18 protein-coding genes and 1 pseudogene are annotated in these 14,281 nt (G+C 29.9%); 13 read left to right on the forward strand and 6 right to left on the reverse strand.

The features are described from left to right. Positions 1 to 200: 200 nt before the first annotated feature. From K0040_RS18455 to K0040_RS18465, 3 genes are all read right to left on the reverse strand, one after another. Complete coding sequence (locus tag K0040_RS18455; protein WP_331476365.1) at positions 201 to 683, reverse strand: cupin domain-containing protein; 483 nt, start codon at positions 681 to 683, stop codon at positions 201 to 203. Positions 684 to 916: 233 nt separating this feature from the next. Next, positions 917 to 1,420, reverse strand: a complete 504-nt coding sequence (locus K0040_RS18460; RefSeq protein WP_228110213.1) for a hypothetical protein — start codon at positions 1,418 to 1,420, stop codon at positions 917 to 919. A gap of 76 nt (positions 1,421 to 1,496) precedes the next feature. Next, positions 1,497 to 2,837 carry a PQQ-dependent sugar dehydrogenase gene (locus K0040_RS18465; protein ID WP_331476367.1) on the reverse strand — a complete coding sequence of 447 codons (1,341 nt, stop codon included), beginning with the start codon at positions 2,835 to 2,837 and terminating at the stop codon, positions 1,497 to 1,499. A 360-nt stretch (positions 2,838 to 3,197) separates the two neighbouring features. On the opposite strand from K0040_RS18465, the gene K0040_RS18470 reads away from it, so the two are divergent. Both K0040_RS18470 and ltrA read left to right on the forward strand, forming a co-directional pair. Beyond that, positions 3,198 to 3,692: a four-helix bundle copper-binding protein gene (locus K0040_RS18470; protein ID WP_228110197.1), complete on the forward strand. Its 495-nt coding sequence runs from the start codon at positions 3,198 to 3,200 to the stop codon at positions 3,690 to 3,692. A gap of 478 nt (positions 3,693 to 4,170) precedes the next feature. Then, on the forward strand, positions 4,171 to 5,592 hold the full coding sequence (gene ltrA / locus K0040_RS18475; RefSeq protein WP_228110198.1) for a group II intron reverse transcriptase/maturase: 1,422 nt from the start codon (positions 4,171 to 4,173) through the stop codon (positions 5,590 to 5,592). 166 nt (positions 5,593 to 5,758) lie between these two features. On the opposite strand, the gene K0040_RS18480 is transcribed toward ltrA, so the two are convergent. After that, positions 5,759 to 6,304 carry a histidine phosphatase family protein gene (locus K0040_RS18480; protein WP_228110199.1) on the reverse strand — a complete coding sequence of 182 codons (546 nt, stop codon included), beginning with the start codon at positions 6,302 to 6,304 and terminating at the stop codon, positions 5,759 to 5,761. Between the two features lie 312 nt (positions 6,305 to 6,616). Between K0040_RS18480 and K0040_RS18485 the strand changes: the two genes are divergently transcribed. The 3 genes from K0040_RS18485 (at position 6,617) to K0040_RS18495 (ending at position 8,119) form a co-directional block, all read left to right on the forward strand. Continuing rightward, the gene (locus K0040_RS18485) at positions 6,617 to 7,330 is read left to right on the forward strand and encodes an acyl-[acyl-carrier-protein] thioesterase (RefSeq protein ID WP_228110200.1); all 714 of its coding nucleotides are present in this window, start codon (positions 6,617 to 6,619) and stop codon (positions 7,328 to 7,330) included. A gap of 168 nt (positions 7,331 to 7,498) precedes the next feature. After that, complete coding sequence (locus K0040_RS18490; protein WP_228110201.1) at positions 7,499 to 7,720, forward strand: hypothetical protein; 222 nt, start codon at positions 7,499 to 7,501, stop codon at positions 7,718 to 7,720. Between the two features lie 219 nt (positions 7,721 to 7,939). After that, a complete protein-coding gene (locus K0040_RS18495; RefSeq protein WP_228110202.1) occupies positions 7,940 to 8,119 on the forward strand; it encodes a hypothetical protein in 180 nt (59 codons plus the stop codon). A 70-nt stretch (positions 8,120 to 8,189) separates the two neighbouring features. Here the strand turns inward: K0040_RS18495 and K0040_RS18500 are convergent, their stop codons facing one another. Continuing rightward, positions 8,190 to 8,816: a hypothetical protein gene (locus K0040_RS18500; RefSeq protein WP_228110203.1), complete on the reverse strand. Its 627-nt coding sequence runs from the start codon at positions 8,814 to 8,816 to the stop codon at positions 8,190 to 8,192. 730 nt (positions 8,817 to 9,546) lie between these two features. Here K0040_RS18500 and K0040_RS18510 point away from each other — a divergent pair. The 3 genes from K0040_RS18510 to K0040_RS18520 all read left to right on the forward strand — a co-directional run bounded on the left by K0040_RS18510 (position 9,547) and on the right by K0040_RS18520 (position 11,323). Beyond that, positions 9,547 to 9,789 carry a hypothetical protein gene (locus K0040_RS18510; RefSeq protein WP_228110204.1) on the forward strand — a complete coding sequence of 81 codons (243 nt, stop codon included), beginning with the start codon at positions 9,547 to 9,549 and terminating at the stop codon, positions 9,787 to 9,789. Between the two features lie 188 nt (positions 9,790 to 9,977). Continuing rightward, positions 9,978 to 10,775, forward strand: coding sequence for a hypothetical protein (locus tag K0040_RS18515; protein WP_228110205.1), 798 nt, complete (start codon positions 9,978 to 9,980; stop codon positions 10,773 to 10,775). A 410-nt stretch (positions 10,776 to 11,185) separates the two neighbouring features. Beyond that, complete coding sequence (locus tag K0040_RS18520) at positions 11,186 to 11,323, forward strand: hypothetical protein (RefSeq protein WP_228110206.1); 138 nt, start codon at positions 11,186 to 11,188, stop codon at positions 11,321 to 11,323. 64 nt (positions 11,324 to 11,387) lie between these two features. Here the strand turns inward: K0040_RS18520 and K0040_RS18525 are convergent, their stop codons facing one another. Further along, positions 11,388 to 11,618, reverse strand: coding sequence for a hypothetical protein (locus K0040_RS18525; RefSeq protein ID WP_228110207.1), 231 nt, complete (start codon positions 11,616 to 11,618; stop codon positions 11,388 to 11,390). Positions 11,619 to 11,867: 249 nt separating this feature from the next. Between K0040_RS18525 and K0040_RS18530 the strand changes: the two are divergent. The 5 genes and pseudogenes from K0040_RS18530 to K0040_RS18550 form a co-directional block, all read left to right on the forward strand. Next, a pseudogene (locus tag K0040_RS18530) lies at positions 11,868 to 12,071 on the forward strand (GNAT family N-acetyltransferase); the annotation flags it as partial. 213 nt (positions 12,072 to 12,284) lie between these two features. Further along, the gene (locus tag K0040_RS18535; RefSeq protein WP_228110209.1) at positions 12,285 to 12,521 is read left to right on the forward strand and encodes a helix-turn-helix transcriptional regulator; all 237 of its coding nucleotides are present in this window, start codon (positions 12,285 to 12,287) and stop codon (positions 12,519 to 12,521) included. Then, positions 12,522 to 12,974: a peptide deformylase gene (def, locus tag K0040_RS18540; RefSeq protein ID WP_228110210.1), complete on the forward strand. Its 453-nt coding sequence runs from the start codon at positions 12,522 to 12,524 to the stop codon at positions 12,972 to 12,974. It abuts the gene before it with no gap. Positions 12,975 to 13,233: 259 nt separating this feature from the next. Continuing rightward, complete coding sequence (locus K0040_RS18545) at positions 13,234 to 13,740, forward strand: P-loop nucleotide/nucleoside kinase family protein (RefSeq protein ID WP_228110211.1); 507 nt, start codon at positions 13,234 to 13,236, stop codon at positions 13,738 to 13,740. A gap of 93 nt (positions 13,741 to 13,833) precedes the next feature. Further along, entirely contained in the window at positions 13,834 to 14,115 is a 282-nt protein-coding gene (locus K0040_RS18550) for a hypothetical protein (protein WP_228110212.1), read from the forward strand. The last annotated feature ends 166 nt before the right edge of the window (positions 14,116 to 14,281 follow it).

A 14,281-nucleotide genomic window follows, 5' to 3' on the forward strand; every position in this document is an offset into this window, starting at 1 on the left:
TTTCTAACCATAGTATCATACCTCATCTTTTTAAGTTCCTTTCCTTAATGGTATCACACTCTATAATCAAAAAAGTGCATAAGCTGACAACAATCTTGTCAACTTACACACTTTATTTTACATTCCCAGATGTTATTAAAATAGGAGCTAAATAAAATAAATTATTCAGCTCCTATTACATTGTGAAATTAATATATGGATTAATTCCACCTAGACTCAGCAGCCTCTGCATCTGCTTTAGTTGGATGTACTGTATCTTTTGGATGCTCAGGTGGAGCATAAATGGCATATAGTTTAATTGGTCTATTTCCTATATTTATAATATTGTGCCACTTTCCAGCAGGTATAATAATAGCATATTCAGCAGAGACTCTTCTTTCAAAATCAAGATTATATTGATTATCTCCCATTTGAACAAGGGCGTCACCATCTTCAATTCTTATAAATTGATCTGCTTCTGTATGAACTTCAAGACCTATGTCATCACCCACATCAATACTCATTAGAGTAACTTGCAAATGTGATCCTGTCCACAAGACTGTACGGAAAGTATTGTTTTGTTTGGTTACATCTTCAATATTAAAAACAATAGGATTTGGACCATAATCCTTTAATATAATATCAGCTCTTTTAGATGTTTTTTTAGTGTGTGTAAAATAGTAGGGATATATATTATAATACATTTGTTGGTTACCCCAAAAAGGGTATGGGTACATGTTGTACATTTGCGGTGGAATAATACAAGGATATGGATACTGGTTCGGTATATTAGGCATTTTTATTTATCACCCCTTTTATGAACTTTTATAGTATTATATGATACACTTTTAAATAAATTACTTAGGAATTGAAAAACCATTGTTACATTAGCATTCTTAATGCTATGGTTCATCATTAGATAAGAAGTTCACAATAGTTAACTAATTATTTTTATTTCTTTAAGATAATTTATAAATTTACTAATGCAAATATTACAAATACTTGAATAAATAAGTGAAAATAATAAAAATATGAAAAAAGTTAAAGCCGTTGAAAATGAATTAGCTAAATCTACAAAGGCTGGAATACCTACTATATAAGTTAAACATGCCATCCCAATTAATAGTGCTACACTTGAAAATAGTATGGAACTTATTATTCCCTTCCTAAAAAGCAATCCCCCCATAACAATGCCTAGCAAACCTGTGGTGAAAAGCAGAATTATTGATTCTTGAATACTAATCATAGTAAGAATTAATACAGAGGAAAGAAATACAGCAAAACCAAGAGGAATACTACACACAGCAGCTATTGTAATCGGTAGAGTGCTTAACGGACTTAAGAACAAGCCAATAGCTGGTAAAAGTATAGGTGACGATTGGAATAAAACAGCTAATGTTGTTAATATGCCTCCAACACAGACAAAACTGCTTGCATTCATTTTATTCAATTTTAATGCCTCCTTGTACAATATAGTTATAACATTTGATAGAAAACCTTTAATAATCTAATGAACTTTAAGAAGGAATAATTTCAAAAATAGTACCCTTGTTAAAATTCGATACCTTGGCAGAACCATAAACACCTAAATAAAGTCTGGTTTGATTCATGTTCGTTCCCAGACAAACATAATAAGATGATTGGGACCCAAAATCATAATCAATATCAATAATACTAAAATCATTTAGCTTACAACTTCTTGCTGCCCTTGTATAAGCTAAAACTCCTCTTGCTGGAGATTCAGATCTTTCATTTTGTGCAAAGTCAGTAAACACAACACTTCCTGTTAAATCAGGAATTAGATTTCCCATATATGGTTGAACACCTGTAAGTGCAGAACCAGTAAATTTGTCTGTTCGTGAATCTTTATGAAAATAACAAACTAGAGGTGAAAGACGATGTGGGGAAGTTTTTACTGCTTCATTGTAATAAGCAATTCTTATATCATTCAAAGTAGGACTATCAGAGCAATCTCCTATAAGTGAAGTAGGTAAAGTACCTTCCCATCCTCGCCAACCGAAGTTAATAAATTTTTCTTGTTCAGGTTGGGATTTTAAATAAGATTGAACAAGCTGAGTAACTGGCATTGGTCTATAATTAACAAATGAAAAAATTGACTCTACCAAATCCTGCCCAACATTTCCTGCATATTTTATATATTGGTTATAAAACCTCTGAAATGAAATGCCAGGTATATTTCGAACTCCTTTTGCCATTATTGTAAGGGTTTCTTGAATAGATATAGGAAGTTCATCAAAACGTGTGACTACAGGTGGATTATTAATTAATGTATTCTTAGTTACATCAATTTCAATTATTTTACCGCAGATTTCCATATTATTCTGGCTTAAGTTAAAAGGATCATAGCCTGAGCCACCATCTCCAGTTGTTAAAATAAGTCTTCCAGTTTCAGGGGAAAAGTTTAAACTATTGACACCATTATGGTTGGAAAATGGTCTTCTCAGATTAAGTAATGTTCGTTTTTTTTCAGGTTGACCACTTTGTTGTAAAATCCATTCTTCAACTGTATCAATATGATCATATTGAGTATCTCTATTTGTCCATTGTAGATTTAAAGTTTCTGAGTCACAAGGATTAGGTTTAAAAGATTTTGAAAGAGCACCAGGACCTTGTGTTCCTGCTACAGAATAATGAAGATAAAACAGACCGTTATAATAAAATGATGGGTGAAATGCTAGGCCTAGTAATCCTCGCTCATCATATCCACCATTAGAAGTACCTAGCTTTATTATTTGAGACTGAATATCTAAAAAGGTATTTATAGCTCCATTTGAGATGTAAAAAATTTTTCCTACCTGAGTTGCAATAAATAAACTTTCACTTGAATCACCTGGCATGACAGTTGTTTTTAAAACAGTAGGTAAATTTATTTTATGAACAATAGGCTGTAAACTAACTTTAATTTTTTTCATTTAATATATACTCCTTATTATTATTTATTTATATTACAATAATATGATTAGCAAAGTTGCAATAACACAGAATTGTAGCTAAAAAACCATTTGTCACTATGTCACAAATAGAAATACATTTGATACCTTTAGCCCATTTGGTCAAATAGGAGGTATTGCAAAGAACCATCCCAATCAAAAAGATTTTGCATAGTAAAAAGAGCCTTTTTGTCCAATTTTCATATATTTATACAGAGATAAGTTTTAGATTTATTTCTATACAAATATATGAAAAGGGGTAGCTATATGAAAAAGGATTGTAAAAACTATTGTCACAAGTATAGTGACATGATGGGAAATAATACAGATGTAATGGGGATGGAAGACATAATGGGATCCAATAATTGTGTAATGGGAATGCAAGGTATGATGGACCATAATGGAAGTGTAATGGGGATGGAACACATGATGGAACATCAGCATGAAGATTTAATAGAAGCTCTACAACACTGTGAATCAGTTTGTGAACACTCAAAGACAATGATAAAAAGAAGACATGGATGCGAAGAAAGGATGACGCAACTTAGCCTTCTTCATGACTGTGCAGATATATGTATGTTAACTGCTAAGTTTGTTGCACGTATGAGTATGTATGATAGATCAATAGCTGGTTTATGCGCTAATATTTGTCAATGTTGCGGACAAGAATGTGCAAAATTCTCTGATCATCATTCTCAACATTGTGCAATGGTTTGTATGCATTGTGCAAGATTATGCTACGAATTTGCTACGGGATATTAACCTTAATATAAGTACAAGTTGTAAAGTTACTGATATATTTATCAGTAGCTTTTTTATGTGTGCCCAGCATGGGCAACAACTTGACGGGGAAAGTCCGTTGCGGGCTTGATAGTGGGAACCGCTAGCTAATGGCAAGGGTGTCCATCGTGAGGTGGAATCTGAAGGAAGCCTACGGCAAAGTCTTGGTCTGAGGAACACGAACTACATATGAGGCTATTGGAAACGGACGAGTTTGCGTAACAAGACAAAGTCCAACACTATCCAAAATTTCTAATAGTAAATGTAGCAGATATATGAGATGAAGGCTGTTGCTCTTACCTGGGGAGGTCTGATAGATATATCATTAATAGAGGATGAACTTCCTAGATGATAACCTACATAGTGATATGTAATTGAACTATCAGAAGTCAGCAGACGTCATAGTACTATTGACTGCGCAATCAATAGGAAGGACTGAACATTAAGGAGGTTTTCAACTTTGGATAAATTGAAGAACGTGGATAAAGTGCAGACAACTGAATATTCAGGCTACCGTGTGGAAGTAAAGTTGGAAACTGGAAATAAACATGGAGTGCATAGCGTAGCTTCGGTATTACCGAAGGTAGAAATAGAGAACCGTGCAAAAATATCTACTAATAATTTACTCGATAAAATCTTAGCAAAAGATAATATGTATCGTGCTATGCAACGAGTAATCAAGAATAAAGGTAGTCACGGTGTTGATGGAATAAAGACTGATGAACTTCACGACTATTGCAAAAAGCACTGGACTACAATGAAATCTAAATTATTAGATGGAACATACAAACCATCACCTGTTAGAAGGGTAGAAATACCTAAACCTAACGGTGGGACTAGGATGCTTGGAATTCCAACAGTAGTAGATAGAATGATACAACAAGCAATAGCACAAGCGTTGACATTTGTATATGAACCAATTTTCTCTAATAGTAGTTATGGTTTTAGACCAAACAGAAGTCAGCATCAAGCAATAAAGAAATCCTTAGAATATATAAATGAAGGATATAAATGGGTAGTAGATATGGATTTAGAGAAATTCTTTGATAAAGTAAATCATGACATTTTAATTGATAGATTATCAAGACAAATTAAAGATAAAAGAGTATTAGACTTAATAAGGAAATATCTTAAAAGTGGAATAATGTTAAATGGAGTTATCGTATCAAATGAAGAAGGAACTCCCCAAGGAGGACCATTAAGTCCGCTTCTATCAAATATAATGCTTGATGAGGTTGATAAAGAATTAGAAAGAAGAGGTCATAAATTCTGTAGATTCGCAGATGACTGTAATATCTACGTTAAAAGTAGAAAAGCAGGGTTAAGAGTTTTAAACAGTATTAAGAAATTAATTGAAAATGAATTAAAACTTAAAATAAATGAAAAGAAAAGTGCCGTTGACTTAGTTAGTCGCAGAAAATTTCTAGGATTTTCATTCTATTTTACAAAGGGCGGCGCCCAAATAAGGATACATGAAAGCTCATATAATAAACTAAAATCTAAAGTAATAGAAATTACAAATAGAAATAAAGGAATAGATATGGGATGGAGAATGTTGAAACTTAATCAACTTATGATAGGTTGGATTAATTACTTTGGCATAGCGAAAGCTAAAGGCAATATACAAAATATTGAAAAATGGATTAGGCGAAGACTTAGAGCATGTATCTGGAAACAATGGAAATTACCAAGGACGAAGTGTAAGAATCTTGTTAAACTTGGAATGGATAAATATAAGGCCTACCAATATTCAAATACAAGAAAAGGCTACTGGAGAATATCCGGTAGCCCAATCCTATCAAAAACACTTACAAATAAATACCTAGAAGAAATAGGATATATGAGTATTTCCAAGAGATATTTAAAAGTGCATGGAACTTAATGAACCGCCGTGTACCGAACGGTACGCACGGTGGTGTGAGAGGACGCTAAATAAAATAATTATTTAGCTCCTACTCGATATTTCATTTGCAGTTAAATTACAATTAATACACCTTCTAAATATAACTATATTTAGTTATATTTAGAAGGTGTATTAGTGATAGAAGCTATCTAGGTAAGTTTGCTAAATCTAATAAAGATAATTTACTAACAATTTCATAACCCTTTCCCTGGCCTTTCGGCTTAACAATTACTGTCCCCATGTTGGATATTGGACCCAATCCAATTCCCTCTGGAAAACTGTGAGCAATAATAATCTTATTGCTTCCCTGTGGCGGTAGAATTTCTAACCTTGTCTCAAGAGTATCTAATATCATTTTTTGTTCAGCATTAAATAAATTTCCGCTCAATCTATATATTTCAAACCAAAAGGGATCAACCTGCAGGTTTTGCCACCCAAAGGCCAATTGTGCTGTTTCTATGGTTCTACAAAAGGGGCTGGCTATGACGGGATAACTAATAGGAACTTGCAAACAGTAGAGAAAATTTCCGTAGTAAACTGCCTGTTTTCTCCCCATATCCGAAAGATTTCTTTGTGTAACACAATTTGAAAAATTAAATTTAGGCTGATCTATTCCTACTGTTGCTTCCCCATGCCTTGCATATAGTATATATCCGCCACCCCTAAGTGAATTTAGTAATGATTTGTTCAAATTAATCTATCCTTTCACATATTTTTATAAGCTTACTAATACTGTATGATTTTAACTTTAAATTGTTGTCATGGATAGCAACTGAGTAAATGTGTGTCTTAGAATTTCTCCAGGGGTACAGTTTTTGATAGTTTATATGAAGAACTTATTACTGTTTCAAAGAAGGGCAAATAGTGGTACAATTTTTTTATGTATAACTATATGAAAAAATATGTATATGAATATGTATGGAAGTTTAATAATTAACAGATATAATTATAATACTATATAAGATGTAAAAAATAGATATATTTAATAGAAAGGTGAATAGTTATGATATACAGTAGCAACTATAGAATTGGTATGGAGGAAATAGGAGTAAATAATGAAGCCACTAATAAAGCCATACTTGCAATAATGGAAGATGTATCTGGACTTCATAGTGACTATGTTGGATACGGACTTTTTCAAGTAGAAACTAAAAGAGTAGGATGGATGATTTTAGATTGGAAGCTGAAAATTATAAAAAGACCTAAGTATAATGACAAGGTAATAGCAGAGACTTGGTCAAGAGGAGTTAAAAGAATATATGCATATCGTGATTTTCAAATAAAAGATGAAGAAGGAAATGTAATCGCAGTTGCAACATCAAGATGGATATTGGTTGATATAGATAGGAGAAGACCATTAAGAATTACAGAAGATATTGCTAATTTATATGAAACAGAAGCAGATAAAAAAGTATTTGAAGAAGAAATGGAAGATGTTAAATACGAAGATTATATTTTCAAAAAAGACTATTATATCCAAAGAAGAGATATAGATATAAATGAACATATGCATAATCTAAGCTATCTAGATATGGCTTATGAAATTTTACCAGATGAAGTTTATAAGAATAAAGTTTTCCATAATGTGCGAATAGTATACAAAAAAGAGATAGTTTATGGAGAAAAAGTTGAATGCTATTATTTAGAACAAGATAATAAATATGTTGTTACAGCTAAAAGTAATGACAATATAAATGCCATAATTGAATTATCATAAAAGTGAATTATTTTACAAATAGCTTTACCTTAGATATTGAAGGCTTCAAATACTAAGGTAAAGCTATTTTTTAAATCTCCAATAGCTGCAATTATTATATAATGCGAAATACTTGTACATATGATAACATATGTATAAATATGTATTTATGGAATTGAGGAGAAGATAATGAAAAGATTTTTATTTGGGGTAATCATATCTTTCTTAGGAATAGTATTTTTTGCATTTTGTTTTGCTTATGCAATAATAAATCCAGGAGTTTATGATAATATAGAAGGACTAATTGGTTCATTGCTTGTAAATGACTTGATGATACCTTTTATTATTTCATTTATTATTTTAGTCGTAGGATTATTAATTTGTGGATATGAGGCATATTTTAATAAATAATATTGTATTTAGATTTAGCTAAATTTTTAATTTTTTATGAACAATATTAATGTATTATGAAATAAATATTATAATTATTTTATGATTTCGCGAAAATATTTGTTTTAGTGGACACTTTTTTAGTTAATGTATTTAAGACAATTTGTATTTACTTAAAAAGAAAATAGTAATTATATGGGATTATTTAAAATGGGGGATAATTTGAGATGAACATGAGTTTTGAAATGTATTATTAAACGAGTACTTCTCAAAACCCAAAAGAGCAAATCCATATATGCTAAAGATATAGACAGAGTATTTGCTAATGGATGGTATTCACCTTTCTCTAATGGCGTAGGTTATGTTGATACAAGAATAAAAATTTCATCTAGAAACCCTAAAGTTAAAGGTAATTGGTAAAGAATATAAAAATGTAATTTGAATAAAAAACTCCTACATAAATTATTTTGTCGTAGGAGTTTTTTATTATTTAATATTCAATCTTATTGCCGTTAGAATCATACATTTCAGTAATTGTATAAACAGATTTGTTAATTTTTTCTTTATTATCTTTTATCAATCTTTCTAGAGCTTCTTTGTCATTTTGTGAGTCTTTTAACTTTATAGTATTCTCTATAAAATCATTCATAGCAATAATTATCTTATGTGGATGGTTACCTTCAGAAGAAACTGTGTTTACAAGATAATATGTTAAATAATAATTTTTTTCTAAATCATTTTTAAATTTGTTATTTTTATACTCTGATTCTAAATATTGTAATGTTTGATCTTTTAAATTTTGATTTGTATTAACAGATAAATCATCTAAAATAACAAGTTTATTTATTAACTCTATCTTATCTGATGAATTCTGACTTTCTGAAGAAATGTTTTTTGCATTTTGTGCATACTTAAGAATTTGATCTAAGGATGTTATATTTAATTCTTGAATTTGCTCTTTATTTTTTATTTTATCTAAATTTTGACTATAGGCGTTATTAACATCATCAGCACTACTTAACTTAGTCAAATCAATTTGAGAAACAAAAGAACTACATCCAACTAAAGTTAATAATAGTAAAAAGCATGAAATGTTAATGAAACTTTTTTTTATCAATTAAGCTACCTCCTATCTAATCTATATCTAATAAACCAATTTTTACATATATATAGGTTCAAGTTACCTATATATTCTTTCCTAATTGTGAGCATCTAGAAATTTAAGTACAAAGGGTGTAAACATGAAGAGTATCATATTATAAAAATTGATGAACCCTATTATTAATGATATCACTAATAACTTTATTTTAACATGTAATATATTTATCTAATATATAAAAATAATTACAAGTTGATTATATGGTGTTCATTGATTTTTCATGTTAGGCAAGTCAAGCTATTGGAATACCTTGACTATGATGCACAGCCTGCCGAGGGTGCAGCTCTTGATAATTTATGTCAAAAACATGCTATCTATTTTTGTTGAATTAAAGCATAATGGAGAAATATTCAGAAATATTTTTAAAAAAACAAGGAAATATAAAATTTTAGTAGTATATATAAACAGGTAGATGATACTCTTGCAAGAAACAATCAGGGAACTGGAATAGGCCTTTCTCTTGTAAAGTCTTTGGTTGAACTGCATGGTGGACAGATATATTGAAAAAATCAAATAAATCTTCAAATTATTTAAATAGCTAATTTAAATTTGTAATTTTATATTTGAAAGTAAGAGATCATATGTTGTACTGATCACAATTGTTAGACCAAAATTCTAAGAAGTGAAAAGCAGTATAATGTTACAAGATGCTCTTTTTTTATGTAAAAGAGGGGGGAGGAATAAATAAATGAATAATTCAAAAAATGTTAAATTACTATACTGTATTTTAGGAAGTTTTATGCTTACATTACTTCAAACGCCAATGTTTATTCAGGCAACGTACGCAATCTTTGATGGTAGCGTAGGTGCTAATTTATTTACAGAGTTGCTATATAGAGTATTTGGGGTGATATCTTTCGTTGGAGTTATTTTATTCATAGTATTTTCATGTAACTTAATTATAAGTAATATTAAGTTTAATAATAAATAAACAAATTTATTATATTGTAAAGGGTATGCAACTAAAATGATATATTTATATAAAGTAAAAGGATGATAACTAAAAAGGGGGATTTTATGAAAATAGGAGAAAATGAATTGCTAAAAATAAACACATTTGACCTGCTAGATACAGAAAGCCTAGAAGAATATCTAAGTAAAAAGGCACTAGAATGATGGATGATAAGTAAAGTAAGCAAAATGCTTTTAACCTTTGAAAAAACAGATCCTAAACCTATAAAATTCTTTGTAGACATTACAGATAGACATCCATTAGAAATTAAACATGTTCCAACCAAGGAATATATAGATTCTGCTAAGGAAGAAAACTTGGAACATATTTGTGGCAATGATGATTTACAAATATTCATAAATAGAGGTAGCCCAAAAAGAATAGAGAAGAAAAAATTGAAATTTAGCAAAGTGTTTATGGGTGAATTTGGAATTTTAATTAATATATTTTTAATAATATTGCTTTCTTTATTAAATTATTTATCATCTACAAAGTTTTTTATACTTTTTATAAGTAACAAGTCTTTTATAATTTGGACAATAGCAATAACTATTTTTATAATGATGCCCTATTTAGTATTGGGTTATATAAGTATAGGGTATTTACAACTTGATAACAGCAGCAATATTTCAAAAGAGGAGATGCCTTTGTCCTTGGAGGATTTTAATGTGGATATTGAAAAAGGAAGAGAGTGTACTAAATCAAGTTCCTCATCTCCTTTTGCAAAGTATGTTGAGTATTATGATGATACCTATAAAGAAACAGTTCAAAAAGCTTATGATGAAGCAAGCAATAGCTATTATAACGAATATTCACATGAGTATACAGCTAGTATATTATACTCAATATTTGAGAGTGAATATGACAAAATCATAAATAAGGCTTTAGATTCTTTTTTAGACGAATATAGTGACTATGATGTTTATTATAAAAAATTAACGGATAAAGATGAATTAAAAAACTGAGGAGCAAAAGAAGTTTATGTATCAGATTTTATGGATGCTAGGATAGTTGTTTATGATAATAGGATTATAAGAATTAGTAGTGAATTGGGTTATAATAAGGAAAATATAAATATGATTAAAAGTAAAATTGGTGCTCAAAAGTAAAAAAGAGAATACAAATTAGTCTTTAATTTTAATGAGATATGAATTATAAATACAATTTTAATGTAGGGGATGCTTAGTTATGATATTATGGTTTTTATTGGAGTTTTATTAATGGAGCCTATATTTACATCCTTACCCGTAAGTTTACCTGGATTTGTACCATACTTTATAATTTTATTTACTCTCATGATAGCATCTCGATTATTACTAAAACCTACATTCTTAAAAAAATAAATTTCAAATTTAGAGGGGGAGATATAGCATATATGAAATTATTTAAAATTTATTTTAGTCCCCCAGGTGGAACTAAAAAAGTAGCAGATTTAATAAGTAGACAATTTGATTTTGAAACAATAGAATTAGATTTGTCAAATAGAATGGGAGATTTCTCGAAATCTACATAAGACCTTTGCATTATAGCAGTTCCGTCTTTTGGTGGCCGTGTACCAATGGCAGCAATGGCTAATATTAAGAGAAGCTAAAGGGAAATGGTTCAAAAGCTATTTTAGTAGCAACATACGGTAAGAGAGCATATGAAGATATATTGTTAGAATTGAAAGATACATTAATAACATTAGGATTTTTCTCCATTGCAGCAATAGCTTCTGTTACAGAACATTTTATTGTGCATAAATTTGCCACTGGAAGACCAAATTTACAAGACAAAGAAGAATTGATAAAATTTTCTAGTGAGATCAAAGAAGTCTTGAAACAGTCAAAAGTTACTAGAGATTTGTATGTACCGGGGAATAATCCACATAAATATTCTCTCAGAAAGATATTATTAATCGTCTTAATATTGAAATATCTAATTTAGAGAAATATCAAGTTCAATATTGGCCAATATTTGAGCTTGATACCAATGAACTGATAGGATGTTGTGGATTGAGGCCTCGTAGATCTAATGAGTACGAAATAGGCTTTCATTTATGAAAGAAATATTGGAATCAAGGATATGCAACAAAAGCTACAGAGTGGTTATTGGAATTTATGAGGGAAAAGTACAATCAAATTACTTTATTTGCTGATGTAGTAGAGAATAACATAGCAAGTGAAAAAATTCTTCAACATTTTGGATTTAAATTTATTTCAGAAAAGCATGATTTTGTGCGTAACGGAGTAAAAATGAAAATTCATAACTATAGATTATGAGAACAATATCCATCTTAGTAAATTCCGATTTATAGACCCGATTTGGTGAACAATAGTTATATAATACGTCATAATATCGAGTTGTACTTTTACCTTAATTTATATAAATAAATTAAGGTAAGTTACTTGGCATATGTTGTGTAAGGTTAACTTGACATACAAAAAACAATATTATATTATAAATGTAAGGTAAACATTACAGGAGTGATATTTATGAAAAATAAATTAAAACAGTTTCGTGAAGAATTAGGGCTAACCCAAGAACAATTAGGTAAACTTGTAGGTGTGTCAAGACAGGCAATTAATTCAATTGAAACGGAAAAATTTGAACCGTCTATATGGTTGGCTTATGATATTGCGAGGATATTTCATAGTACAATAGAAAAAATTTTTATTTTTGAAGAAAGTGAGAGAAAATCAAGATCAGAGCAAAGTAGAGGTGTAATTTAAATGGCATTAAGGCAAATTAGACTGTTTGATGATGACATACTGAGAAAAAAGAGCAGAGTAGTTGAAACTGTAGATGATAAAATAAGACAGATATTGAATGATATGGCAGATACCATGTATAATACGGAAAATGGTGGAGGATTAGCTGCCCCGCAAATAGGTATATTGAAGCGATTAGTTGTGATTGATATGGGGCAAGGACTTATAAAGTTAGTTAATCCAAAGATAATTAAACAAGAAGGAACACAAGAAGTTATAGAAGGTTGTTTGAGCATTCCAAATAAATGTGGAAAGTTAATAAGACCTTGGAAAGTAACAGTACAAGCATTAAATGAAAATGGAGAGGAAGTTATATATACAGGGATAGGAGACTTAGCAAAATGCTTTTGTCATGAAATAGACCATTTAGAAGGCATACTTTTTACTGATTTAGTTACTGAATATATTTATTAGTGTTATTTAATATAACTATTGAATTTAGTCAATAATTTTCTTAAGTTTTGGTGTAACTGCAACTTATGTTAACACGAATCATTAATATATTGAGAAGAAAGAGAGTATTAGCCTAATACCCTCTTTTTTATGCTTAAAAAATTACACACATAAATTATTTATGAACTTCTTAGAGCGATAATGAATGTTACAATAGTTACAAAGTACGAACTGAAGTAGATATATGATATTCAGTCAAACATGTATAGGAGGTATAAAAATGATAGAAAAGAGTAACAAAGATTTGCTATCGGTTGTTGTAATGATGTGTGGAGTAGCAGGTTCAGGTAAGACTACTTATGCACAACAACTTGAAAAAGAGGGGTATATACGTCTTTCTATTGATGAAAAACTATGGTCTACATATGGACGCTATGGAATAGATTATCCTGTTGAGAAGTATGACGAATATTCTGAGATTGTAGAGCAAAAACTATCTCAACAGTTAACAATTCTTATCCAACAGAAAAAAAATGTAGTTATTGACTTTAGTTTTTGGCAACGTGCAAAACGTGGTAGATATAAAACACTTATTGAAAAAGCGGGGGGCCAGTGGAAATTAATTTATATGAAAGCTACCCCTGAACTTTTGCAAACACGACTAAAAAAAAGAAGTGAGCGCTTTGATGCCAATGCTGCTTTTCCAATCACAGATGATATCTTAACTGCTTACCTCCATGGATTTGAAGAACCATTGAATGAAGGAGAAATAGTAATAGAGCAATAACTCAATAACAAAGTTTTTGAAAACTATGCGCAATGTCTATATTTTACTTAAGACGTAATGTTCTTAAATTATTACGCAAGGGTAGAATATTGTTTGGATAAATTGATATATGAAGAGGATTATGGGAAAACACAATTAAAAGTGCAATCCGATAATTCTAGTTGGCATGGAGTTGTTGAATTATGTTTTGAAGGGCTTATTGCATTAAATTTGAGAGGTCTAGGAGAAAATCGCACAAGAGAGATATACGCTGCAACTTTAATAGTTAATGATGAAAGTGTATTTTGGGCAGATGATGAATTAGAAAATGAAGATTATAATTATAAGGGAACATATATAAAAGCATTGAATCTGAAATGGCGTAAAATAAATTAGCTCATCTTTTAGTTTATTTTTTTTTATTATATTATATTAGGGTCTTTAAAATAAAGTGTGTATTCTTCCATAAAGTGGTGATAATTTAGATATTAAAAATCATTACAAAAGGAAGGTGCACACTTTTTATGTTTAATAAAAGCGAAATATTAAAATCACTATTAAA

The sequence above is a fragment of the Terrisporobacter petrolearius genome, assembly GCF_020748185.1.
Classification (GTDB): domain Bacteria; phylum Bacillota; class Clostridia; order Peptostreptococcales; family Peptostreptococcaceae; genus Terrisporobacter; species Terrisporobacter petrolearius.

What these genes read in the sequence shown, in the direction of transcription:
- K0040_RS18485 (WP_228110200.1), top strand. Translation starts at nt 6,617, where the DNA reads ATGATATACAGTAGCAACTATAGAATTGGTATGGAGGAAATAGGAGTA.
- K0040_RS18460 (WP_228110213.1), bottom strand. Translation starts at nt 1,420, where the DNA reads ATGAATGCAAGCAGTTTTGTCTGTGTTGGAGGCATATTAACAACATTA.
- K0040_RS18520 (WP_228110206.1), top strand. Translation starts at nt 11,186, where the DNA reads ATGAAATTATTTAAAATTTATTTTAGTCCCCCAGGTGGAACTAAAAAA.
- K0040_RS18470 (WP_228110197.1), top strand. Translation starts at nt 3,198, where the DNA reads ATGAAAAAGGATTGTAAAAACTATTGTCACAAGTATAGTGACATGATG.
- K0040_RS18465 (WP_331476367.1), bottom strand. Translation starts at nt 2,837, where the DNA reads ATGCCAGGTGATTCAAGTGAAAGTTTATTTATTGCAACTCAGGTAGGA.
- K0040_RS18535 (WP_228110209.1), top strand. Translation starts at nt 12,285, where the DNA reads ATGAAAAATAAATTAAAACAGTTTCGTGAAGAATTAGGGCTAACCCAA.
- K0040_RS18455 (WP_331476365.1), bottom strand. Translation starts at nt 683, where the DNA reads ATGTATTATAATATATATCCCTACTATTTTACACACACTAAAAAAACA.
- def (WP_228110210.1), top strand. Translation starts at nt 12,522, where the DNA reads ATGGCATTAAGGCAAATTAGACTGTTTGATGATGACATACTGAGAAAA.
- K0040_RS18515 (WP_228110205.1), top strand. Translation starts at nt 9,978, where the DNA reads ATGATAAGTAAAGTAAGCAAAATGCTTTTAACCTTTGAAAAAACAGAT.
- K0040_RS18510 (WP_228110204.1), top strand. Translation starts at nt 9,547, where the DNA reads ATGAATAATTCAAAAAATGTTAAATTACTATACTGTATTTTAGGAAGT.
- K0040_RS18490 (WP_228110201.1), top strand. Translation starts at nt 7,499, where the DNA reads ATGAAAAGATTTTTATTTGGGGTAATCATATCTTTCTTAGGAATAGTA.
- K0040_RS18545 (WP_228110211.1), top strand. Translation starts at nt 13,234, where the DNA reads ATGATAGAAAAGAGTAACAAAGATTTGCTATCGGTTGTTGTAATGATG.